Genomic DNA, 22677 nt, shown 5'->3' with positions numbered 1-22677 from the left:
CTTGGTGTCGTACGGTTGTTGACCGTCCGTGAGCGGGCATCCCCTCAGTAGGCCCACCCACCAATCGACGGAGGGTCCCCAGCCATGCGCGTGATCCACGAGATGAAACTGGTCGGCCGCCTCGCCTCGGGCGCCGACGAGTGGTCCTGCCCCACCTGCGGCCGCCGGATCGCTCTCCGCCAACCGCCCCACCCCGACCTGCAGATCCTCGAGGAGGGTGACGAGACCGCCGTCCACGTCGGCGTGATCAACCCGGGCCCGGCCGCCTCGGCCTCCGCCGAGAAGTACGGCCTGGGCCCGATCCAGGAGATCCCCCGCCCACCGAAACCCATCGCCCCGGAGACTCCGCACGCCGACGATCGCGCCTGGCTCGCCGACAACGGCATCAGCTGGACCGACGGCGACGCGGCCTGAGCAGTACCGAATGCCCGGGGTTGCCTCTGGCCGCCGTTCGGATGATTGGATATATTCAGTCGAACAGGCTTTGAATGAATCCATCCGCAAGGAGACCGTGAGCATGGTGCAGCAGCAGGGCAGTGGTCCGCGCGAGGTGCGTGCGGCGCGTGGGACGCAGCTGACGACGCAGGGCTGGCAGCAGGAGGCCGCGCTGCGCATGCTCATGAACAACCTCGACCCGGAGGTGGCCGAGCACCCCTCCAAGCTGGTGGTCTACGGCGGCACCGGCAAGGCGGCCCGGGACTGGCGCTCGTACGACGCGATGGTGCGCACGCTGCAGACCCTCAAGCAGGACGAGACCATGCTGGTCCAGTCCGGGCGGCCGGTCGGTGTGATGCAGACCCACGAGTGGGCGCCCCGGGTGCTGATCGCCAACTCCAACCTGGTCGGCGACTGGGCCAACTGGGAGGAGTTCCGCCGGCTGGAGAACCTCGGGCTCACCATGTACGGCCAGATGACGGCCGGCTCCTGGATCTACATCGGCACCCAGGGCATCCTGCAGGGCACGTACGAGACCTTCGGCGCGGTGGCCGCGAAGAAGTTCAACGACACCCTCGAGGGCACCATCACCCTGACCGCCGGTCTCGGCGGCATGGGTGGCGCCCAGCCGCTGGCCGTCACCATGAACGGTGGCGTGGCGATCTGTATCGACTGCGACCCGTCCCGGATCGCCCGCCGGATCGAGCACCGCTACCTGGACGTCGAGGCCAAGAACCTCGACCACGCGCTCGAACTCGCCACCGCCGCCCGGGACAAGAAGCAGCCGCTGTCGATCGGCCTGCTGGGCAACGCGGCCGAGCTGTTCCCGCAGCTGCTCGCGATGGACGCGCCGATCGACATCGTCACCGACCAGACCAGCGCGCACGACCCGCTGGCCTACCTGCCGATCGGTGTCGACTTCGACGACATGGCGGCCTACGCGGCGGCCGAGCCGGCCGACTTCACCCGGCGCTCGCGCGAGTCGATGGCCAAGCACGTCGAGGCGATGGTCGGCTTCCAGGACCGTGGCGCCGAGGTCTTCGACTACGGCAACTCGATCCGCGGCGAGGCCAAACTCGCGGGCTACGAGCGCGCGTTCGACTTCCCCGGCTTCGTCCCGGCGTACATCCGGCCGCTGTTCTGCGAGGGCAAGGGCCCGTTCCGCTGGGCCGCGCTCTCGGGTGACGCGCAGGACATCTACAAGACCGACAAGGCCGTGCTCGACCTCTTCCCTGAGAACGAGTCGCTGCACCGCTGGATCAAGATGGCCCAGGAGAAGGTGCACTTCCAGGGCCTCCCGGCGCGGATCTGCTGGCTCGGTTACGGCGAGCGCGACAAGGCGGGCGAGCGCTTCAACGACATGGTCGCCTCCGGCGAGCTGTCCGCGCCGATCGTGATCGGCCGCGACCACCTGGACTGCGGCTCGGTGGCCTCCCCGTACCGGGAGACCGAGGCGATGCTGGACGGCTCCGACGCGATCGCCGACTGGCCGCTGCTGAACGCCATGGTCAACGTCGCCTCCGGCGCCTCCTGGGTCTCCATCCACCACGGCGGCGGCGTCGGCATCGGCCGCTCGATCCACGCGGGCCAGGTCACGGTCGCCGACGGCACCGCGCTGGCGGGCGAGAAGATCCGCCGGGTGCTCACCAACGACCCGGGCATGGGCGTGATCCGGCACGTGGACGCGGGCTACGACCGCGCGGTCGAGGTCGCCGACGAGCGTGGTGTCCGCATTCCGATGGGTGAGCTGTGACCTTCGAAGCGATGTGGGCGGAGCTGCTCCCCGTGGGCCGCTCCTCCTCCGGGGGCTACCGCCGGCATGCCTGGAACTCGGCCGACGCCGAGTGCCGGGCCTGGTTCGAGCAGCAGGCCACCAATCGGGGCCTGACGTACGAGCTGGACCGCAACGGCAACCAGTGGGCCTGGCTGGGCGATCCGACCGCAGAGGGCGCGATCGTCACCGGCTCGCACCTGGACTCGGTGCCGGACGGCGGTGCCTTCGACGGCCCGCTCGGGGTGGTCTCCTCCTTCGCCGCGCTGGACGAACTCCGGGACCGGGGTACGGAGTTCGCCCGCCCGCTGGCGATCGTCAACTTCGGCGACGAGGAGGGCGCCCGGTTCGGGGTGGCCTGCATCGGCTCCCGGCTCAGCGCCGGGGTGCTCTCCCGCGAGAGCGCGTACGAGCTGCGCGACGCCGACGGTGTCCGGCTGCCCGACGCGATGGAGCGGGCGGGCTACGACCCGGCCGCGATCGGTGCGGACGGCGACCGGCTGCGCCGGATCGGCGCCTTCGTCGAGCTGCACGTGGAGCAGGGCCGCTACCTGACGGAGGACCAGCCGGTCGGCGTGGCCAGCGCGATCTGGCCGCACGGCCGGTGGCGGTTCGACTTCCACGGCGAGGCCAACCACGCCGGGACCACCCGGATCGAGGACCGCCGCGACCCGATGCTGACCTTCGCCGACACCGTCCTGTCGGCCCGGCAGCAGGCCGAACTGGCCGGGGCGCTGGCCACCTTCGGCAAGGTCGCGGTGGAGCCGAACGGCACCAACGCGATCGCCTCGCTGATCCGCGGCTGGCTGGACTCCCGGGCGGCCGACGAGGCCGTGCTGACCGAACTGGTCGAGCAGATCCGGCAGTCCGCACTGCGGCGCGGTGAGCGGGACGGCGTCCGGGTCGAACTGACCCGCGAGTCGTACACCCCGGTGGTGGACTTCGACGGACCGTTGCGCGACCGCCTCGCCAAGCGGCTCGGCGGCGTGCCGGTGCTGCCGACCGGAGCAGGACACGACGCCGGAATCCTCGCATCGGCCGTCCCGACCGCCATGCTGTTCGTACGTAACCCGAGCGGGGTCTCGCACTCCCCGGCCGAGTACGCCGAGCAGGCCGACTGCCTGGCCGGCGTGACCGCGCTCGCCGACGTCCTGGAGGATCTGGCGTGTCAGTGACCACCTACTGGGCCGAGCACGCCTGGCTGCCGCACGCCAACGGCCCGGTGGTCGAGCGGGACGTGCAGATCGCGGTGGCGGACGGGCTGATCACCCGGGTCACGCCGGACAGCGGGCCCTGCCCGTCCGGCGCGGTCCGGCTGGCCGGGCTGCTGCTGCCCGGCCAGGCGAATGCTCACTCGCACGCCTTCCACCGGGCGCTCCGGGGCAGCGTCCAGGTCGGCTCCGGCACCTTCTGGACCTGGCGGGACACCATGTACCGGTTCGCCGGTGCGCTCGACCCGGACAGCTACCTGGCGCTGGCCACCGCCGTCTACGCCGAGATGGCACTCGCCGGGATCACCAGCGTGGGCGAGTTCCACTACCTGCACCACGCCCCCGGCGGCAGCCGGTACGCCGACCCGAACGCGATGGGCCACGCCCTGATCGAGGCGGCGGCCCGGGCCGGGATCCGGATCACCCTGCTGGACACCTGCTACCTCTCCTCCGGCTTCGGGGCGGAACCGACCAGGCCCCAACTCCGGTTCAGCGACGGGGACTCGGATGCCTGGGCGGAGCGGGTCAGCGCCCTCAAGCCGACCGAGCACGCCCGGATCGGCGCCGCCGTGCACTCCGTCCGGGCCGTTCCCGCCGGGCAGTTGAGCACCGTCGCGCAGTGGGCCGCGCAGGCCGAGGCCCCGCTGCACGTCCACCTCTCCGAGCAGACCGCCGAGAACGACGCCTGCCTCACCGCCCACGGCGTCACCCCCACCAGGCTGCTCGCCGACCACGGCGTGCTCGGGCCGCGCACCTCCGCGGTGCACGCCACCCACCTGACGGACGAGGACATCCAGCTGCTCTCGGACTCCTCGACCACCATCTGCATGTGCCCCACCACCGAACGGGACCTCGCGGACGGCATCGGGCCCGCCCGGCGGCTGGCCGGCGTCGGCTGCCCGGTCACCCTCGGCAGCGACAGCCACGCGGTGATCGACCCGTTCGAGGAGGCCAGGGCGCTGGAGCTGGACGAACGCCTGCGGACCCGCACCCGGGGCCACTGGACGGCAAACGCCCTGCTCCGGGCGGGCAGCCAGGACGGCCACGCCTCCCTCGGCTGGTCCGGGGCGGGCCGGATCGAGGTCGGCGCACTGGCCGACTTCACCGTGCTGGCGCTCGACTCGGTCCGTACCGCCGGGCCGCCGCCCGCACTCGGCGCCGAGACGGCGGTCTTCGCCGCCTCGGCCGCCGACGTCCGCCACGTGGTGGTCGGCGGCCGGCACATCGTCAAGGACGGACAGCACCAACTCGTCCCGGACGTCGCGACCGCCCTGAGCACGACAATCGCCGCCCTCCGGTCCTAGACTGCGACGCGTGTGCCCGAGAGGGGCTGATCCTCTCGGGCACACGCCTTTTCGCACGGCGCTCAGCCAGGCGCCACCAGGGGCTCGGGGCTCCGCTGATGTGCGGCTCCGCCGCGTGGGCGACGCCGACCTCAGAAGCGTTCAACGTACGTACATGGTCAGGCACTTTCGCATGTGACCCAAGCGCCAGACATCCTCGCAGTTCCCCGAGCCCCTGGACCGTAGAAAGGTCATCCCCCGTGAGCACGCTGATCACCAACCTCGGTTCCCTGGTCACCAACACCGGCACCCCCCTGACCGACGCCGCCGTGGTGATCGACGGAGACCGGATCGCCTGGGTCGGCGCAGCCGCCGCCGCACCGCCCGCCGACGACCGCTTCGACGCCGAGGGCCGGGCGATGATCCCCGGCTTCGTCGACTCGCATGCCCACCTGGTCTTCGCCGGTGACCGCACCGCCGAGTTCAACGCCCGGATGAGCGGCCAGTCCTACACCGCCGGCGGCATCAGGACCACCGTCGCCGCCACCCGTGCGGCCACCGACGCCGAGCTGGAGGCGAACCTCACCCGCTTCATCGGCGAGGCGCTCCGCCAGGGCACCACCACCATCGAGTGCAAGTCCGGCTACGGCCTGACCACCGAGGACGAGGCCCGCGCCCTGCGGATCGCCGCCGCGCACACCCCGGAGACCACCTACCTCGGCGCCCACGTGGTGGCCCCGGAGTTCAAGGACGACCCGGCGGCGTACGTCGACCTGGTGACCGGCGAGATGCTGGACGCCTGTGCCCCGCACGCCCGTTGGGTGGACGTGTTCTGCGAGCAGGGCGCCTTCGACGGCGACCAGGCCCGGGCGATCCTGACCGCCGGGGCGAAGCGCGGGCTGATCCCCCGGGTGCACGCCAACCAGCTGCACCACGGCCCGGGCGTCCAGCTCGCGGTCGAACTGGGGGCGGCTTCGGCCGACCACTGCACGCACCTGACCGACGCCGACGTGGACGCGCTGGCCGGTGGCGACACCGTCGCCACGCTGCTCCCCGGCGCGGAGTTCTCCACCCGGGCGAAGTACCCGGACGCGCGCCGCCTGCTGGACGCGGGCGTCACCGTCGCGCTCTCCACCGACTGCAACCCGGGCTCCAGCTTCACCAGTTCGATGGCGTTCTGCATCGCGGTCGCGGTCCGCGAGATGGGCATGACCCCGGACGAGGCGGTGTACGCGGCCACCGCCGGCGGCGCCCGTGCGCTGCGCCGGACCGACGTCGGCCTGGTGGCCCCCGGCGCGCGGGCCGACCTGCTGCTGCTGGACGCACCGTCGGCCGTGCACCTGGCCTACCGGCCGGGTGTCCCGCTCACCGCGGCCGTCTGGCAGGGCGGCGTCCGCAAGGTCTGAGCACACACCGGAGGGCCGGTACCCGTGATCACGGGTACCGGCCCTCCGGGCTGAGCGGACGTCAGTGCACGTCGCCCATCAGCTTCACGACCTTCTTGCGGTACATCAGCAGCGCCACCCCGGCCAGGACGGCCAGCAGCCCCTGGGAGGCGAAGTACCAGGTGCTGCCGGTGGAGTCGCCGACCAGCAGCTGGATGATCGAGGCGGTGCAGTCGCCCGCCGTGACGGCGAGGAACCAGATGCCCATCATCTGGCTGGCGTACTTGGCGGGCGCCAGCTTGGTGGTGACGGAGAGTCCGACCGGGGAGAGGGTCAGTTCGCCGACGGTCTGGATCAGGTAGACCAGGGCCAGCCAGAGCGGGGTGACCTTGGTGCCACCGGAGGCGGCAGCCATCGCCAGCATCATCACCAGGAACGAGCCGCCGACCATCAGCAGGCCGAAGGCGAACTTCACCGTGGTGGACGGGTTCTGCCGACGCCGGGCCAGCCAGACCCAGAGCCAGGCGAAGACCGGGGCCAGCGCCATGATGTAGAGCGGGTTGAGCGACTGGAACCAGCTGGACGGGAAGTCGAACCCGAACAGCGAGGAGGCGGTGTTGTCCTGGGCGAACAGGTTCAGCGTGGAGCCGGACTGGTCGTAGATCATCCAGAACACGGCGGCGGCCACGAAGAACCAGATGTAGCCGCTCATCTTGGACTTCTCGTCGCTGCTCAGGTCCTTGTCCCGGCGCAGCCGGGCGAAGTAGACCACCGGGATCACGATGCCGGCGATCGAGAGCGGCCAGATGATCCAGTTGATGCTCAGACCGGTGGTCAGCGCGACCACGCCGTAGAAGACCACGGCCAGGGTCAGCCAGAACAGCGCCTTGCGGAGCACGCCGCGCTTCTCGGCCTCGGACATCGGCGCGGCCACCACGCTGCTGCGGGCGCTCAGGTGACGGCTGCCCAGCAGGTACTGGATCAGGCCGATCGCCATGCCGACCCCGGCCAGCGCGAAGCCGAGGTGCCAGTCGACCTTCTGCCCGACGGTGCCGATCACCAGCGGGGCGACGAAGGCACCGAGGTTGATGCCCATGTAGAAGATGGTGAAGCCACCGTCACGGCGCGGGTCGTTGGGGCCGTCGTAGAGGTGGCCGACCATGGTGGAGATGTTGGCCTTGAGCAGGCCGGAGCCGATCGCGATCAGGCCCAGGCCGGCGAAGAAGGTGGCCTCGGGCGGCAGCGCCAGCGCGAAGTGGCCGAGCATGATGATCGCGCCGCCGATCGCGACCGTCTTGCGCGCGCCGAGGAAGCGGTCGGCGATCCAGCCGCCGGGCAGGGCGAGCAGGTAGACCATGGCGTTGTAGACGCTGTACACGGCGGCCGCCGTGGCGACCTTCATCCCGAGGCCGCCGTCCGCGACGCTCGCGCCCATGTAGAGCACCAGCAGGGCGCGCATCCCGTAGAAGCTGAACCGCTCCCACATCTCCGTCATGAAGAGGGTGGCCAGTCCACGGGGGTGTCCGAAGAAGGTCGGGCCGCTGCTGGTCGGGTTCGGCGCAGTGCCGACGTCCAGAGTTGTTGACGCCATGAGTGGGGGTTCCTTGTGGCGGCGGGGCAGGGACCAGAACACTCTACGTCGCGTTTTCAGGAACTATCAGGGGACAAGGCCCTCTATGTACCTAATGCCCGGGTAAAGAGAAACACCGTCACACTGCCTGTATCCATGGTCCTTCGGGAGTAAATCCTTGAAATCACAGCTATGCACGCCAGATCTCTCGCTGATGTCATGATCGGTTCGAAAATCCCACCGGAGGGCCGAGAGCCCGCTCCGCTCACGCTCTGTGAACTAGTTCACAGGCCCCATCAGCCGGGCCGGACCGGCCGGTCCAAGCCCGTCAACGTCGCGTCGCACTCGGACTACGATCTGCCACATGACCTGTGTGCTGCTGGCCGAGGACGACCCGGCGATCTCCGAACCGCTGGCCCGTGCGCTCCGACGGGAGGGCTACGAGGTGCTCGTCCGCGAGGAGGGCCCCGGGGCGCTCGCGGCCGGGCTCACCGAGGACGTCGACCTGATCGTGCTCGACCTCGGCCTGCCCGAGATGGACGGCCTTGAGGTGGCCCGCCGGCTCCGCGCCGAGGGCCGCACCTGTCCGGTGCTGGTGCTCACCGCCCGGGCCGACGAGGTGGACACCGTGGTCGGCCTGGACGCCGGGGCGGACGACTACGTCACCAAGCCGTTCCGGCTGGCCGAACTGCTGGCCCGGGTCCGGGCGCTGCTCCGGCGCGGCAACGTGGACCAGCTGACCACCGGGGCGCACGGCGTGAAGATCGACATCGAGTCGCACCGCGCCTGGCTGGGCGAGGAGGAGCTGACCCTCTCCGCCAAGGAGTTCGAGCTGCTCCGGGTGCTGGTCCGGGACGCCGGACGGGTGGTCACCCGGGAGGACATCATGCGTCAGGTCTGGGACACCACCTGGTGGACCTCGACCAAGACGCTGGACATGCACATCTCCTGGCTGCGCAAGAAGCTCGGCGACGACGCGGCCAACCCGCGCTACATCTCCACCGTCCGCGGCGTCGGCTTCCGCTTCGAGAAGAACTGATCAGGGGCAAGCCCGCGTGAAACGCCGGATGATCAACTCCCTGCTCGGCGTGGTCCTGGTGATGGTGGTGGTGTTCTGCGTCCCGATCGCCCTGGTCGAGAAGCAGTCCATCGTCAACGCCGCCGACGCCCGGGTGGACGCCCAGGCCGTCCGGGTGCTCGGCCTGGTGGAGAGCCGGCTCGCGGCGCAGGAGCCGATCACCGGCGAGAAGTTCACCGCCCAGCTCCCCGAGGGCGGCTACGTCACCATCGCGGTGCCGGGACAGCCGGTGCTGTCGATCGGCACCCCGCCCGCGCCGCCGGTGCTCAGCGTCACCGAGTCCGGCGCCGACGGCGAGACGGTCACGGTGGTGCAGTCCCGGCGCGGGGTGGACCACGAGATCGCCAACATGCTGCTGCTGCTCGGCGTGGTCGCGCTGCTGGCGGTCCAGGCGGCGGTGGCGCTGGCGGTCTGGCAGGCCAAGCGGCTGGCCCGGCCGCTGGTCGACCTGGCGGAGACCGCCGAGCGGCTCGGCTCCGGTGACCCGAGGCCGCGGGACCGCCGGTACGGCGTACCGGAGCTGGACCGGGTGGCCGAGGTGCTGGACGCCAGCGCCGAGCGGATCGCCCGGATGCTGTCCGCCGAGCGACGGCTCTCCGCCGACGCCTCGCACCAGCTCCGCACCCCGCTCACCGCGCTCTCGATGCGGCTGGAGGAGATCAACACACTGGCGAGCGAGCCGGACACCGTGAAGGAGGAGTCCACCATCGCGCTCCAGCAGGTGGAGCGGCTCACCGACGTGGTGCAGCGGCTGCTCACCAACCAGCGCGACCCGCGCAGCCCCACGGCGGTGCTCTTCGAGCTGGACGAGGTGGTCAAGCAGCAGCTGGCCGAGTGGAGCCCGACCATGCGCGGCACCGGCCGCACCCTGCGGGTCGAGGGCCTGCGCGACGTGCGGGTGCTGGGCACGCCCGGGATGGTGGCCCAGGTGCTGGCGACCCTGATCGAGAACTCGCTGATGCACGGCGCCGGGACGGTCACCGTCCGGGCCAGGCCGTCCGGCCGCTCGGTGGTGGTCGAGGTGCAGGACGAGGGCCCCGGGGTACCGACCGAGCTGGGCAACCGGGTCTTCGAACGGGCCGTCAGCGGCCGCAACTCCACCGGCATCGGGCTCGCGGTGGCCCGCGATCTGGCGGAGGCGGACGGGGCGCGGCTGGAGCTGCTCTCACTGCAGCCGCCGGTCTTCGCGCTCTTCCTCACCCGGGCGGACGAGGAGAGCTGAGACCGGGTCAGGTCACTTCGCGTACTGCGGCTGCTCGACGACCACGGCAGGTGCGCCGGGCGCCGGGACGGCGGCGGGCTCGGCCAGCTCGGGCAGCGCCTTGAAGACCCAGGTGCGGTAGGAGAGGAAGCGGAACACCGTGCCGATGCCCAGGCCGAGGGTCTTGGCGGCGAACTTCTGCAGGTCGCTGTCGAAGCCGAACCCGTACTCCGACAGTCCGAGGATGCCGGTCTCGATCAGCATGCCCGCGCCGCTGAACAGCAGGAAGAGCGTGATCTCCCGCTTGCGCGAGCTGGCGTCGCGGTCCTTGTAGAGCCAGTACCGGTAGCCGAGGTAGTTGCTGGCGATCGCCACCAGGGTCGCCGCGATGTTGGAGCGCAGCGTGGCCAGCCCGAGGCCGTTGATGCAGATCCAGAAGACCGCGAAGTTGACGACCACGCCGCTCAGGCCGACCAGGCCGAACTTGAGCGCCTCGCCGGAGATGCCCCGGAGCTTCTGCGCCAGCGAGGGCTTCGGGCCGGTCATGCTCGTCATCCGCGGATCTCCAGTGTTTGCCGACGAAACGGTGCTCGCGCAGGTGCAGCGCGATGGGCTGCTTCGCAAACACATGATCGGACAGTGTGCTTCGGGCCCGGCCAACCAGGCTACTCGCTCCCGCCGGGCACCCCGCCGCTGCCCACCCCCGCCTCCCCGCCGGCGGCGGCTGGTGCACCACCCCCCACCGGCCCGGATATCCTGGGCAGCGTGACTTTCGCGGGCAATGCAAATTTTCCAGTGGTGGGCATGATCGGCGGCGGGCAGCTCGCCCGGATGGCGCACCAGGCGGGCATCCCGCTGGGCATCCGCTTCCGGCTCCTCGCCGACACCCCTCAGGACTCCGCCGCACAGGTGGTCTCCGACGTGGTGCTCGGTGACTACCGGGACCTCGACACCCTGCGCCGCTTCGCGGCCGGGTGCGACGTGATCACCTTCGACCACGAGCACGTGCCGACCGAGCACCTGCGCGCCCTGCAGGCGGACGGCATCGCCGTCCGCCCGGGCCCGGAGGCCCTGGTCAACGCCCAGGACAAGGGTGTGATGCGGGCCAAGCTGGACTCGATCGGCGTGCCCTGCCCCCGGCACCGGCTGGTCGCCGACCCGGCCGACGTGACCGCGTTCGCCGAGGAGGGCGACGGCTACCCGGTCGTGCTTAAGACGGTGCGCGGCGGCTACGACGGCAAGGGCGTCTGGGTCGTCGGCGACGAGGCCGAGGCGCAGGCCCCGTTCCTGGCGGGTGTGCCGGTGCTGGCCGAGGAGAAGGTCGACTTCCTCCGCGAGCTGGCCGCCAACGTGGTCCGCTCGCCCAGCGGCCAGGCGGTCGCCTACCCGGTGGTGGAGAGCCTCCAGGAGAACGGCGTCTGCGCCGAGGTCACCGCCCCCGCACCCGAGCTCGACCCGGCGCTCTCCGACGAGGCCCAGCAGCTGGCCCTGCGGATCGCCGGCGAGCTGGACATCACGGGCCACCTGGCGGTCGAGCTGTTCCAGACCCGGGACGGCCGGATCCTGGTCAACGAGCTGGCGATGCGGCCGCACAACTCCGGCCACTGGACCCAGGACGGCGCGGTCACGTCGCAGTTCGAGAACCACCTGCGGGCCGTCCTCGACCTTCCGCTCGGCGACCCGCGTCCGCGCGCCAAGTGGACTGTGATGGTCAACGTGCTCGGCGGCGACTACCCGGACATGTACCGGGCCTACCTGCACTGCATGGCCCGTGACCCCGGCCTGCGGATCCACATGTACGGAAAGGACGTGAAGCCCGGCCGCAAGGTCGGCCACGTCAACGTCTTCGGGGACGACCTCGACGACGTCCGCGAGCGCGCCCGCCACGCGGCCGCCTACCTGCGAGGGACGATCACCGAATGACCCAGCCAGTTATCGGCATCGTGATGGGCTCCGACTCCGACTGGCCCGTGATGGAGGCCGCCGCGCAGGCGCTCGACGAGTTCGAGATCCCGTACGAGGTCGACGTGGTGTCCGCGCACCGGATGCCGCGCGAGATGATCGCGTACGGCGAGCAGGCGCACACCCGGGGCCTGAAGGCGATCATCGCGGGCGCGGGCGGCGCCGCCCACCTGCCGGGCATGCTCGCCTCGGTCACCCCGCTGCCGGTGATCGGCGTGCCGGTCCCGCTGCGCTACCTGGACGGCATGGACAGCCTGATGTCGATCGTTCAGATGCCCGCCGGGGTGCCGGTCGCCACCGTCTCGATCGCCGGGGCCCGCAACGCCGGGCTGCTGGCGGTCCGGATCCTGGCCGCCTTCGACCCGGAGCTGACCGAGAAGATGACCGAGTTCCAGGCCGAGCTGAACAGCCAGGCCACCGAGAAGGGCAAGAAGCTCCGCGCCAAGGCGGCGGGCGCCGGCTCCTTCGGCTTCGGCAAGTAGGCACGTACGCCATGCCGCTGTCGCGCCGCGCGGCCCTCGCTCTGGGGGCCGCCGCGGTGCTGACGGGGTGTTCGGCGCCCGCGCCGCGTGGCGTGCTGCGGCTGGCGGCCGGCCCCGAGGGCGGGCCGTACCAGACCTTCGGCCGGCGGCTGGCCGAGGAGATCGGGCAGGCCCACCCCGGCCTCACCGTCGAGGTCCTGTCGACGGCCGCGAGCGTGCGCAACCTCCGGCTGATCGGCGAGGGCGGGGCCGAGCTGGGGCTGACCCTGGCCGACAGTGCGGCCGACGCGGTGGCCGGGCGCGGCACCTTCACCCGGTCGGTCACGGTTGCCGCGATTGCCCGGCTGTACCTCAACTACCTGCACCTGGTGGTCCCTTCGGACCGACCGGTGTCGACCGTCGGTGACCTGGCGGGGCGCAGGTACTCGCTGGGTGCCGCCGAGTCCGGCACCGCCGTGGTGGCCGAACGGGTGCTGACCGCCGCCGGGTTGAGCACGGTGGGGGCGCAACTGCTGGGCCCGGCCGAGTCGGTGGCGGCGCTGCGGGCCGGGGAGCTGGACGCGTTCTTCTGGTCCGGTGGCGTGCCCACCCGGGCGATCACCGAACTGGCCGAGCTGCTGCCGGTCCGGCTGGTCCCGCTGGCGGCGCAGGCGGCCGCGCTGCGCACCGCGTACGGGCCGGTGTACGAGAGCGTCTCGATCCCGCTCGGCGCCTACCATCAGCCGGGGCCGACCCCGACCGTCGGGACCCCGAGCTACCTGGTCTGCGCCGCCGGTCTCGACCCGGACATCGTGCAGGCCGTCACCGAGGTGCTGTTCCGTCGCCGGGACCACCTGCAGACCCCGGACGCGCCGGGCGGCCGGCTGGACGAGCGGTACGCGATCGGCACCGGCACCGTCCCGCTGCACCTGGGTGCGGCCCGGCACTACCGCGCGGTCTACTGACTCAGCCTCAACTCGACCACCAGGCCGGATGGTTGGTTCGCCAGCAGGGCGAGCGTGCCCCCGCAGCTGCGGGCCAGTTCGACCGCGATGGCGAGCCCCAGGCCGCTCCCGGTGACGTTGCGCTGCTCCGGCGCGCGCCAGAACCGGCCGAGGGCGGCCCGGCGGCCGGTCTCGTCCAGCCCCGGGCCGTCGTCGGCGACCCGCAGCACCCGGCCGGTCAGTGAGACCTCCACCCGGCCGCCGGCCGGGACGAACTTCGCCGCGTTGTCGAGCGCGATGTCGGCGATCCGGGCCACGGCGGCGGGCAGCGGCGGTCCGTCAGTGACGTGCACGGTGAGGGTCAGGCCCTTGGCGGTGTACAGCTCCTGCCAGCCGGTCAGCCGGGCGAGCAGCCGGCCGGCCGACAGGGTCTCCGGCAGCCCGGCGTCCGCCTCCACCCGGGCGAGCGTCAGCAGGTCCTCCAACAGGGCTTCCAGCCGGTCGAGTTCGGCCAGCGTCTGCTGGTACCCAGGGTGGCCCTCGGCGGTCAGGAACGGCTCCAGGTTCTCCAGCCGCAGCGAGAGCACGGTGAGCGGGGTACGCAGCTCGTGCGAGGCGTCCGCGACGAAGGCGCGCTGGCGTTCCACGGCGACCGAGATGGCCTCCGCCATGGCGTTGAACCGCTCTTCCAGGCGGCGCAGTTCGACCGGGCCGCGTACGGTGCCGATCCTGGCGCCGAGCCGTCCCTCGGCGATCTCCCGGGTGGTGCGATCGAGTTCGCCGACCGGCCGCAGGACCCAGGCGGTCAGCCGCCGGGCGGCGATCAGCGAGCAGAGCAGCGCCAGCACCGCGCCGACCGCGAGCGCGGCCCAGACCACGGCCACCGAGCGGCGGGCCGCCGCCGTGGAGACCCGGAGCACCACCACCCCGGACACCTGGTCGTCCCGCCCGGCCGGTTCGGCGACCAGCACCGAGGCCGGGCCGAACGGGGTGAGCAGCGGCAGCCCGTCCGTGGTCCGGCCGGACAGCGCCCGCCCGGTCGCCCGGTCCCCGCCGACCGGGGTGCCCGCGATCAGCCGCCCGTCCCGGTCCCGGATCTCCACCGCCGTGCCGTACAGCTCCGCGTACCGGGTGACCTCCGCCGGCAGGCCGGACGGGCCGCCCTCGCGCAGGGCCCGGTCGGTCAGCTCGGCGAACCGGGTGGCGTCCGCCCGGCGGGCGAGCAGCAGCTGGCCGGTCCGGTGCGAGGAGTACGCCAGCGCGAGCGGTACCGCCAGCGCCGCCACCAGGCAGCCGATCAGCAGGAGTTGGACCACCAGCAGCCGACGCTGCATCAGCGGGCGGCCAGCCGGTAGCCGGTGGCCCGGAGCGTCTCGACCAGCTGCGGGCGGCCGGTCTTGGAGCGGATGCCGGCGATGTGCACGTCCAGCGAGCGGGAGGCCGACAGCTGGACGTCGCCCCAGAGTTCGTCCAGGATCTCCTCCCGCCCGCGCACCGTGCCGGGCTCGCGGGCGAGCACGGCCAGCACGTCGAACTCCCGGCGGGTCAGGACCACCGGCTCCCCGGCCACGGTGACCCGCCGGGTCTCCAGGTCGATCAGGACGTCGCCGATCTGCACCACCCGCCCGGCGACGGCCAGCGGACGGGTGCCGCGCCGCACCACGGCGGCCATCCTGGCGGCCAGTTCGGCGGTCCGGAACGGCTTCGCCAGGTAGTCGTCGGCGCCCGAGCGCAGGCCGCGCAGGATGTCCCGCTCCTCGGTCCTGGCGGTCAGCACGATCACCGGCACGGTGGACACCCGGCGTAGCCGGCGCAGCAGTTCGAGACCGTCCAGGTCGGGCAGGCCCAGGTCGAGCAGGACGAACTCGCAGGTGTCCTTGAGCCGGAAGGCGTCGTCCGCCCGCCCGGCCCGGACCACCTGGTGGCCGTGCCGGGCGAGCGCCGGGATCAGGGCGGCCGCGAGACGGTCGTCGTCCTCGACCAGAAGCACGCGCATGAGCGACAGCCTAGGCGGGGACCGCCGTCTTGGTGGCCGGTCGGGTGCCCTCGGTGAGTGCGTTGTCCCGGGTCTCACGCATCGTCAGGTAGACCACCAGGGAGACCGCCGCCAGCGAGGAGACGTACCAGTAGTAGCCCGACTCGATGCCCGCGTCCTTGAACCAGAGCGCCACGTACTCGGCCGTGCCGCCGAACAGCGCGTTGGCCAGCGCGTACGGCAGCGCCACCCCGAGCGCCCGGATCTGGGTCGGGAACAGCTCGGCCTTCACCACGGCGTTGATCGAGGTGTAGCCGGTGACGATGACCAGCGCGGCCACCGCGAGCAGGAGCGCCCCGCCGAAGCTCCCGGTGTGCGAGAGCGTGGTCATCAGCGGGACCGTGCCGAAGGTGGCGCCGACCCCGAAGGTGATCAGCAGCGGCCGGCGGCCGATCCGGTCGGAGAGCGAACCGGCCAGCGGCTGCAGCAGCATGAAGACGGTCAGCGCGCAGAAGCTGACCAGGGCGGCGTCGTTCTTGCTCAGCCCGGCGGTGTTGGAGAGGTACTTGGTCAGGTAGGTGGTGTAGGTGTAGTACGCCACCGTGCCGCCCATGGTCAGCGCCATCACCAGGGCGAACTCCCGCTTGTGGGCGAGCAGTCGACGCAGCGTGCCCCGTTCTGCGGACCCCTCGCTCTCGGCGTACGCCTCGGTCTCCACCAGGTTGCGCCGCAGCCAGAACACCACCGCCGCACCGAGCGCCCCGGCGATGAACGGGATCCGCCAGCCGTAGGAATGCAGGTCCGCCGGCGACATGGTGTGCTGGAGGGTGATCTGCAAGCCCAGGCCCAGCAGTTGACCGAAGGTCATCGACACGTACTGGAAGCTGGAGACGAACCCTCGGCGGCCCGGCTGCGACGCCTCGGTCAGATAGGTGGCGCTGGCCGCGTACTCGCCGCCGACCGACAGGCCCTGGAGCAGCCGGGCGACCAGCAGGACGACCGCGCCCGCGTAGCCGACCTGCTCGTAGGTCGGGGCGACGGCGATCAGCAGGGCGCTGACCGACATCAGCGACACGGTCAGGGTGAGCGCGGCCTTCCGGCCGCGCCGGTCCGCGTACCGGCCGAGCAGCCAGCCGCCGACCGGTCGCATGAAGAAGCCGACCGCGAAGATGCCTGCGGTGTTGAGGAGTTGGGCGGTCGGGTTGCCGTGCGGGAAGAACGCCGAGGCGAAGTAGGTGGCGAAGCTGGCATAGACGAACCAGTCGTACCACTCGACCAGATTGCCGACCGAGCCGCCGATCACGGCCTTCCAGGGTGTCGCTGACTTCATGGGGTCGCTCCCGGGTGGGTGGAGGGTTCCGCTGTGCCTCGCAGCGTCCAGCAGAGTGAGCGGACCGGCCCAGGGCGGCGGCGAAGAACTAACCTCTGGTTAACAGAGGCGGTAGAACTGTTGGTATGACTACCGACCTGCTGGCCCGAGCCCGTGAGCTTCTCCGAACCGCACCCGTGGTGGACGGTCACAACGACCTGCCGTGGGCGATGCGCGCCCAGGCGGGGTACGACCTGGACGCGATCGACCTGACGGCCGATCAGCGATCCCGACTGCACACCGACTTCGGCCGCCTGCGGGCGGGCGGGGTCGGCGCGCAGTTCTGGTCGGTGTACGTGCGCTCCGACTACGCGGGTGACCAGGCGGTCAGCGCCACCCTGGAGCAGATCGACTTCGTCCGGACGCTGACCGAGCGCTACCCGGACCACCTGTGGCTCGCGCTCACTGCCGACGATATGGAGACGGCGCGGCGCGAGGGCCGGATCGCCTCGCTGATGGGCGCCGAGGGCGGACACTCGATCAACTCCTCGATGGCCACCCTGCGAGTGCTCCACGAGCTCGGCGTCCGCTATCTGACACTCACCCACAACGACAACGTGCCCTGGGCCGACTCGGCCACCGACAAGCCCGAGCACGGCGGCCTGACCGCCTTCGGCGAGGAGGTGGTGGGGGAGATGAACCGGCTCGGCATGCTGGTCGACCTCTCGCACGTCTCCGCCGACACCATGCGGGACGCCCTGCGGATCACCGAGGCGCCGGTGATCTTCTCGCACTCCTCGGCCCGGGCGGTCTGCGACCACCCGCGCAACATCCCCGACGACGTGCTGGCCCAACTGCCCGCCAACGGGGGCGTCGCGATGGTCACCTTCGTGCCCAAGTTCATCCTGCCCGCCGCGATCGAGTGGACCGTGGACGCCGACCAGAACATGCGGGCGCACGGCTTCCACCCGCTGGAGACCACCCCCGAGGCGATGGTCTGTCAGCGCGCCTTCGAGGCCGCCCACCCCCGCCCGGTCGCCACCGTTGCCACCGTCGCCGACCACCTGGACCACATGCGGCAGGTGGCCGGGATCGACCACCTCGGGATCGGCGGCGACTTCGACGGCACCGCCTTCACCCCGGCCGGCCTGGACGACGTGGCCGGCTACCCGCACCTGATCGCCGAACTGCTCGGCCGGGGCTGGTCGGAGACCGATCTGGCGAAGCTCACCTGGCACAACGCGGTGCGGGTGCTGCGGGACGCGGAGGCGGTGGCCCGTGACCTCCGGGCCGTCCGGCGTCCGTCGATCGTCACTCTCTAGGCACTCCCCGGGCGCTCTCTAGGCATGGACGCGACGAACGGCTATCGTCCGTCGGCGTGACCTTCTCCATAGTGGCCCGCTCGGGCAGCGCCGTCGGTGTCGCGGTGGCCAGCAAGTTCCTCGCCGCAGGCGCGGTCGTCCCGGCCGCCGAGGCGGAGGTCGGTGCGCTGGCCACCCAGGCGATGGCCAACTTCGCCTACCGGCCGCAGGGCCTCACCCTGCTCCGGACCGGCGTCGCCCCCGCCGACGTGGTGACCGGACTGACCGCCGCCGACCCGGGCCGGGCCGACCGCCAGCTCGGCCTGGTCGGCACCTCCGGCGACGGCGTGACCTGGACCGGGGCGGACTGCCTGGACTGGGCAGGCGGCGTCGCGGGCCCCGGTTACGCGATCCAGGGCAACATCCTGACCGGGCCCGAGGTGGTCGAGGCGATGGAGTCGGCGTGGCTCGGCGGCGCCGAACTCCCCTTCGCGGAGCGGCTGGTGGTTACCCTGGCGGCCGGTGACGCAGCGGGTGGCGACAGCCGGGGCCGGCAGAGCGCCGCCCTGTACATCGCCGACCGGGGCGCCGGCTACGGCGGCCTCAGCGACACCTCCCACGACCTCCGGGTGGACGACCACCCCGACCCGGTCACCGAACTGGCCCGCCTGCTGGTCATCCACGAGACCCTCTTCGGCATCCCGGACCCGGCCACTCTGCTGGAGCTCACCGGAGAGCTGGCCATCGAGGTCACCGGCTTGTTGACCGCCGCCGGCCACTCAACCCTGGACCGCTGGGCCGGCGTCGAGAACCTCGAGGGCCGCCTCGTCCCCGGGTACATCGACCCCCTGGTCCTGGACCACCTTCGCGCCAAGGTGCGGTAGCCAGGGGCTCGGGGAACTGCGACGCCGACCTGTGCAAGGTGATCTTGTACGTAAAGGGTCAGGCACTTTCGCAGTGACCCCGGCGCCAGATCTCCTCGCAGTTCCCCGAGCCGCTGGATAGTGCCTGGCTGGGCGGCAGCTCAGAGGAGCGGCAGCTCGATCGCCGGGCAGCGGTTCATCACCATGTCGAGGCCGGCCGCCGTGGTGCGGGCGTACGCCTCCTGGTCGATCACATCGAGCTGGAACCAGACCGCCTTCGCGCCCTTGGCGACCGCTTCGTCGGCGACCGCCCCGGCCAGCGAGGAGTTCACGAAGACATCCACCACGTCCACCGCGAACGGGATGTCCGCGAGGGAGGCGTAGCCCGGCTCGCCGAGCACCGTCTCGGCCTTGGGATGCACCGGCACGACCCGCTTGCCCGCCCGCTGCAGCACCCGGGCCACCCCGTACGCGGCCCGGGCGGTGTTGTTGGAAAGCCCGACCACCGCCCAGGTGTCGCCGCTCTCCAGCAGGATCTTCCGCACCACCGCGTCGTCGCTCATACCCGCTGCAACTCCCCGGCGGACAGCGACTATTCCACCGTCGGGCGGCCCATCGCGCGGTAGTGCCAGCCGGCCGCGCGCCACTTGGCGTCGTCCAGGATGTTCCGGCCGTCCAGTATCCGGCGCTCGGCGACCACGCCGCCCAGGACGGTCGGGTCGAGGTCGCGGAACTCCTGCCACTCGGTCAGGTGTAGGACGACGTGGGCGCCCTCGGCCGCCTCCAGTGCGGAGTCGGCGTAGCTGAGGCTGGGGAACATCTTGCGGGCGTTGTCCATCGCCTTGGGGTCGTAGACCGAGACCTGGGCGCCCTGGAGCTGGATCTGCGCGGCGACGTTGAGCGCGGGGGAGTCCCGGATGTCGTCGGAGTTGGGCTTGAAGGCGGCGCCGAGCACGGCGACCCGGCGGCCGAGGAAGCCGCCGCCGCACTGCTCGCGGGCCAGCTCGACCATCCGGGACCGGCGGCGCATGTTGATCGAGTCGACCTCGCGCAGGAAGGTCAGCGCCTGGTCGGCGCCCAGCTCCCCGGCCCGGGCCATGAAGGCCCGGATGTCCTTGGGCAGGCAGCCGCCGCCGAAGCCGACCCCGGCGTTGAGGAACTTGCCGCCGATCCGCTCGTCGAAGGAGAGCGCCTTGCTGAGCTGGACCACGTCCGCGCCGGCGCTCTCGCACACCTCGGCCATCGCGTTGATGAACGAGATCTTGGTGGCCAGGAAGGAGTTGGCCGCGGCCTTGACCAGCTCCGCGGTGGGGAAGTCGGTCACCACGAACGGCACGCCCTCGGAGACCGGCGTCGCGTACACCTCGCGGAGCAGCGCCTCGGCCCGCTCGCTGCGGACGCCGACCACCAGCCGGTCGGGGTGCAGGGTGTCGCCGACGGCGAAGCCCTCGCGGAGGAACTCCGGGTTCCAGGCCAGCTCGGCGGCCGCGCCGACCGGGGCCAGCTCGGCCAGCCTGACGGCGAGTCGGTTGGCGCTGCCGACCGGCACGGTGGACTTGCCGACCACCAGGGTGGGGCGCTTGAGGTGCGGGGCGAGCGAGTCCAGCGCGGCGTCGACATAGGACATGTCGGCGGCGAACTCACCCTTCTTCTGCGGGGTGTTGGTGCAGATGAAGTGCACGTCACCGAAGTCCGCGACCTCCTCGTACGAGGTGGTGAAGCGGAGCCGGCCGGACGAGCCGGGGTGGCCGGGTACGTGCTTGACCAGCAGCTCGGCCAGGTCGGGCTCGTACATCGGGATCTTCCCGGCGGCCAGCGTGGCGATCTTCTCCGGATCGATGTCCAGGCCGAGCACCTCGAAACCGAGCTCCGCCATGCACGCGGCATGCGTAGCACCGAGGTATCCGGTGCCGATCACCGTAATGCGGAGGGTCACGCGCTTCCCCTTTGGTTCAGATCTGCTCGGTCGGGCAGGGACCGATGCTATCCGGCGGCGGCCGCGCCGAGTAGCCATGGCCGAGAGGTAACGACTTCACCCTCCTCGTACCGGTTCCGGCCCGGTGCGCGGCGGCTCGACCGGACAATGCCCGCATGAGCACCGAGGACGGGGCGGACTCCGCCGGACTGAGCATCTTCGCCGACCGGTCCGACCGGCCCGAGCAGGCCGGGGACACCGAGCAGCCTGAGGCCCCGCCCAGGTCCCGGCGGCGGGGCCGCAGGCTGTTGCTGGGCGTCCTGCTGACGGTGCTGCTGATCACCGGCGGCTGCGCGGGAGCGCTGTACTGGACGGCCGACCACTACGCCTCCTCGGTGGCCCGGATCCCGGGCGCGCTGCCCAGTCTCGCCGAGTCGGAGCGGCCGAAGCCGGTGCCCAACGCCGGGGTGACCTTCCTGCTGGTCGGCCTGGACGCCAGGACCGACCCGGGCGCCCCCGCCAAGGCCCCGGTCTGGCAGGCGGGGGCGGCCCGCAGCGACACCATGATGCTGCTGCACCTGTCGGCGGACCGGAAGAACGCCTCGGTGATCTCGCTGGCCCGGGACACCTGGGTGGACGTGCCCGGCCACGGCAAGGCCAAGCTCAACGCGGCGTACTCGTTCGGCGGCCCGGCCCTGATGGTGCGCACCATCCAGGACCTGACGGGCATCCCGATCGACCACCTGGCGGTGGTGGACTGGAACGGCTTCCGGTCCCTCACCGACGCGGTCGGCGGGGTGGACATCACCATCCCGAAGGAGATCGAGGGCAAGGGCGAGGCCAGGCACTGGGCGGCCGGCACCCAGCACATGGACGGGGCGACCGCGCTGCTCTACGTCCGGGAGCGGTACGGACTGCCCAACGGCGACCTGGACCGGACGAAGCGTCAACAGAACTTCCTGCGCGCCCTGATGCAGCAGACCCTCAGCTCCGGCACCCTGGGCAACCCCGGCAAGCTGACCGGCCTGCTCGGCTCGGTCGGCGAGGTGGTCAGCGTGGACGACAAGCTGAGCAACACCGACCTCTACGACCTGGCCTGGAGCCTGCGCGGGCTGCGCGGCGACGGAGTGCGGTTCATGAATGCGCCGTTCGGCGGCTTCGGCGACGAGGGCGGCCAGTCGGTGGTCTACCTCGACCAGCGGGTGGCCAAGCAGCTCTGGGAGGCGGTCCGCAACGACGGGGTGCTCGAGTACCTGGCCCAGCACCCCGGCACCGGCGACACGCTGGACGAGAACGTCCGCTGAGCCGGTGTGACGAGCCGGTGTGACGAGCCGGTGTGATGAGTCGGTGTCACGCATGTCACGTACGGGGTAGGCAGGGCGCGAGCCTAGAATTACGCTTACTTAACGGTAACTAACGTGGTCCGAATTCAAGGGGCGAGGCACATGGCGGGCAACTCCGGGGCTGATTTCGATCTCTTCCGGCTTTCCGAGGAGCACGAGATGCTCCGGGAGGCGGTGCGGTCGCTGGCGGAGGCGAAGATCGCTCCGTTCGCGGCGGAGGTGGACGAGCAGGGCCGGTTCCCGCAGGAGGCGCTGGACGCGCTSCAGGCCAACGACCTGCATGCGGTGCACGTGCCGGAGGTGTACGGCGGTGCGGGTGCGGACGCGCTGGCGACCGTGATCGTGATCGAGGAGATCGCGCGGGTGTGCGCCTCGTCCTCGCTGATCCCGGCSGTCAACAAGCTGGGTTCRCTGCCGGTGCAGCTGTCCGGCTCGGAGGAGCTGAAGGCGAAGTACCTGGGCGCGCTGGCCCGCGGCGAGGGCATGTTCTCGTACTGCCTCTCCGAGCCGGACGCGGGTTCGGACGCGGCGGGCATGAAGACCCGCGCGGTGCGCGACGGTGACTTCTGGGTCCTCAACGGCGTGAAGCGCTGGATCACCAACGCGGGTGTCTCGGAGTTCTACACGGTGCTCGCCGTCACCGACCCGGAGCTGCGCACGAAGGGCATCT

The 22677-nt window shown here is 71.5% G+C and carries 21 protein-coding genes; 14 read left to right on the top strand and 7 right to left on the bottom strand.

Annotation, left to right across the window (positions count from 1 at the left end; translation table 11 throughout):
* The first annotated feature begins 84 nt into the window (after positions 1 to 84).
* The 5 genes from ASC99_RS11740 to hutI all read left to right on the top strand — a co-directional run bounded on the left by ASC99_RS11740 (position 85) and on the right by hutI (position 6106).
* Positions 85 to 414 (top strand): hypothetical protein, encoded by a 330-nt coding sequence (locus ASC99_RS11740; RefSeq protein WP_057231029.1) that lies wholly within the window; start codon positions 85 to 87, stop codon positions 412 to 414.
* A gap of 103 nt (positions 415 to 517) precedes the next feature.
* Positions 518 to 2188, top strand: coding sequence for a urocanate hydratase (hutU, locus tag ASC99_RS11735; RefSeq protein ID WP_057231028.1), 1671 nt, complete (start codon positions 518 to 520; stop codon positions 2186 to 2188).
* A gap of 11 nt (positions 2189 to 2199) precedes the next feature.
* Positions 2200 to 3381, top strand: a complete 1182-nt coding sequence (locus ASC99_RS11730; protein WP_082598325.1) for an allantoate amidohydrolase — start codon at positions 2200 to 2202, stop codon at positions 3379 to 3381.
* A complete protein-coding gene (locus ASC99_RS11725) occupies positions 3372 to 4721 on the top strand; it encodes a formimidoylglutamate deiminase (protein WP_057231023.1) in 1350 nt (449 codons plus the stop codon). Before ASC99_RS11730 ends, ASC99_RS11725 begins: the two co-directional genes overlap by 10 nt.
* Positions 4722 to 4960: 239 nt before the next feature.
* Positions 4961 to 6106, top strand: a complete 1146-nt coding sequence (gene hutI, locus ASC99_RS11720) for an imidazolonepropionase (RefSeq protein ID WP_057231021.1) — start codon at positions 4961 to 4963, stop codon at positions 6104 to 6106.
* Between the two features lie 61 nt (positions 6107 to 6167).
* Here hutI and ASC99_RS11715 read toward each other — a convergent pair whose 3' ends face one another.
* The gene (locus ASC99_RS11715; RefSeq protein WP_057231018.1) at positions 6168 to 7676 is read right to left on the bottom strand and encodes a peptide MFS transporter; all 1509 of its coding nucleotides are present in this window, start codon (positions 7674 to 7676) and stop codon (positions 6168 to 6170) included.
* Positions 7677 to 8019: 343 nt separating this feature from the next.
* Between ASC99_RS11715 and ASC99_RS11710 the strand changes: the two genes are divergently transcribed.
* Complete coding sequence (locus ASC99_RS11710; protein ID WP_057231015.1) at positions 8020 to 8694, top strand: response regulator transcription factor; 675 nt, start codon at positions 8020 to 8022, stop codon at positions 8692 to 8694.
* 16 nt (positions 8695 to 8710) lie between these two features.
* Positions 8711 to 9955 carry an ATP-binding protein gene (locus tag ASC99_RS11705; RefSeq protein WP_057231012.1) on the top strand — a complete coding sequence of 415 codons (1245 nt, stop codon included), beginning with the start codon at positions 8711 to 8713 and terminating at the stop codon, positions 9953 to 9955.
* A gap of 12 nt (positions 9956 to 9967) precedes the next feature.
* Here ASC99_RS11705 and ASC99_RS11700 read toward each other — a convergent pair whose 3' ends face one another.
* A complete protein-coding gene (locus ASC99_RS11700; protein ID WP_057231009.1) occupies positions 9968 to 10489 on the bottom strand; it encodes a GtrA family protein in 522 nt (173 codons plus the stop codon).
* A 249-nt stretch (positions 10490 to 10738) separates the two neighbouring features.
* Between ASC99_RS11700 and ASC99_RS11695 the strand changes: the two genes are divergently transcribed.
* The 3 genes from ASC99_RS11695 to ASC99_RS11685 are packed head-to-tail and all read left to right on the top strand — an operon-like array spanning position 10739 to position 13322.
* Positions 10739 to 11857 carry a 5-(carboxyamino)imidazole ribonucleotide synthase gene (locus ASC99_RS11695; RefSeq protein WP_057231007.1) on the top strand — a complete coding sequence of 373 codons (1119 nt, stop codon included), beginning with the start codon at positions 10739 to 10741 and terminating at the stop codon, positions 11855 to 11857.
* On the top strand, positions 11854 to 12378 hold the full coding sequence (gene purE / locus ASC99_RS11690) for a 5-(carboxyamino)imidazole ribonucleotide mutase (RefSeq protein WP_057231005.1): 525 nt from the start codon (positions 11854 to 11856) through the stop codon (positions 12376 to 12378). The genes ASC99_RS11695 and purE overlap by 4 nt, the downstream gene beginning before the upstream one ends.
* 11 nt (positions 12379 to 12389) lie before the next feature.
* Positions 12390 to 13322, top strand: coding sequence for a TAXI family TRAP transporter solute-binding subunit (locus ASC99_RS11685; protein ID WP_057231003.1), 933 nt, complete (start codon positions 12390 to 12392; stop codon positions 13320 to 13322).
* On the opposite strand, the gene ASC99_RS11680 is transcribed toward ASC99_RS11685, so the two are convergent.
* From ASC99_RS11680 to ASC99_RS11670, 3 genes are read right to left on the bottom strand one after another with little or no spacing between them, the layout of a single operon-like run.
* A complete protein-coding gene (locus ASC99_RS11680; protein ID WP_057231001.1) occupies positions 13316 to 14635 on the bottom strand; it encodes a HAMP domain-containing sensor histidine kinase in 1320 nt (439 codons plus the stop codon). The two genes, ASC99_RS11685 and ASC99_RS11680, sit on opposite strands and share 7 nt — an antisense overlap.
* Positions 14635 to 15297, bottom strand: coding sequence for a response regulator transcription factor (locus tag ASC99_RS11675; RefSeq protein WP_057230999.1), 663 nt, complete (start codon positions 15295 to 15297; stop codon positions 14635 to 14637). Before ASC99_RS11675 ends, ASC99_RS11680 begins: the two co-directional genes overlap by 1 nt.
* A 10-nt stretch (positions 15298 to 15307) precedes the next feature.
* The gene (locus tag ASC99_RS11670) at positions 15308 to 16606 is read right to left on the bottom strand and encodes an MFS transporter (protein ID WP_057230997.1); all 1299 of its coding nucleotides are present in this window, start codon (positions 16604 to 16606) and stop codon (positions 15308 to 15310) included.
* Positions 16607 to 16731: 125 nt separating this feature from the next.
* Between ASC99_RS11670 and ASC99_RS11665 the strand changes: the two genes are divergently transcribed.
* Together ASC99_RS11665 and ASC99_RS11660 are read left to right on the top strand one after the other, a co-directional pair.
* On the top strand, positions 16732 to 17907 hold the full coding sequence (locus ASC99_RS11665; RefSeq protein WP_057230995.1) for a dipeptidase: 1176 nt from the start codon (positions 16732 to 16734) through the stop codon (positions 17905 to 17907).
* Between the two features lie 56 nt (positions 17908 to 17963).
* Entirely contained in the window at positions 17964 to 18770 is an 807-nt protein-coding gene (locus ASC99_RS11660) for a DUF1028 domain-containing protein (protein ID WP_057230994.1), read from the top strand.
* A gap of 140 nt (positions 18771 to 18910) precedes the next feature.
* Here the strand turns inward: ASC99_RS11660 and ASC99_RS11655 are convergent, their stop codons facing one another.
* Both ASC99_RS11655 and ASC99_RS11650 read right to left on the bottom strand, forming a co-directional pair.
* Positions 18911 to 19312, bottom strand: a complete 402-nt coding sequence (locus ASC99_RS11655; RefSeq protein WP_057230992.1) for a CoA-binding protein — start codon at positions 19310 to 19312, stop codon at positions 18911 to 18913.
* 29 nt (positions 19313 to 19341) lie between these two features.
* Positions 19342 to 20685, bottom strand: coding sequence for a UDP-glucose/GDP-mannose dehydrogenase family protein (locus ASC99_RS11650; protein WP_057230990.1), 1344 nt, complete (start codon positions 20683 to 20685; stop codon positions 19342 to 19344).
* Positions 20686 to 20840: 155 nt separating this feature from the next.
* Between ASC99_RS11650 and ASC99_RS11645 the strand changes: the two genes are divergently transcribed.
* Both ASC99_RS11645 and ASC99_RS11640 read left to right on the top strand, forming a co-directional pair.
* Positions 20841 to 21968: an LCP family protein gene (locus tag ASC99_RS11645; RefSeq protein WP_082598263.1), complete on the top strand. Its 1128-nt coding sequence runs from the start codon at positions 20841 to 20843 to the stop codon at positions 21966 to 21968.
* A 141-nt stretch (positions 21969 to 22109) separates the two neighbouring features.
* On the top strand, positions 22110 to 22677 hold a 568-nt coding region (locus ASC99_RS11640), incomplete at its 3' end, for an acyl-CoA dehydrogenase family protein (RefSeq protein ID WP_200948321.1).

The organism is Kitasatospora sp. Root107, assembly GCF_001424875.1.
Lineage (GTDB): Bacteria > Actinomycetota > Actinomycetes > Streptomycetales > Streptomycetaceae > Kitasatospora.
The sequence above is the reverse complement of the archived record's forward strand: the minus strand, read 5'-3'. Positions and strand labels throughout refer to the sequence as shown.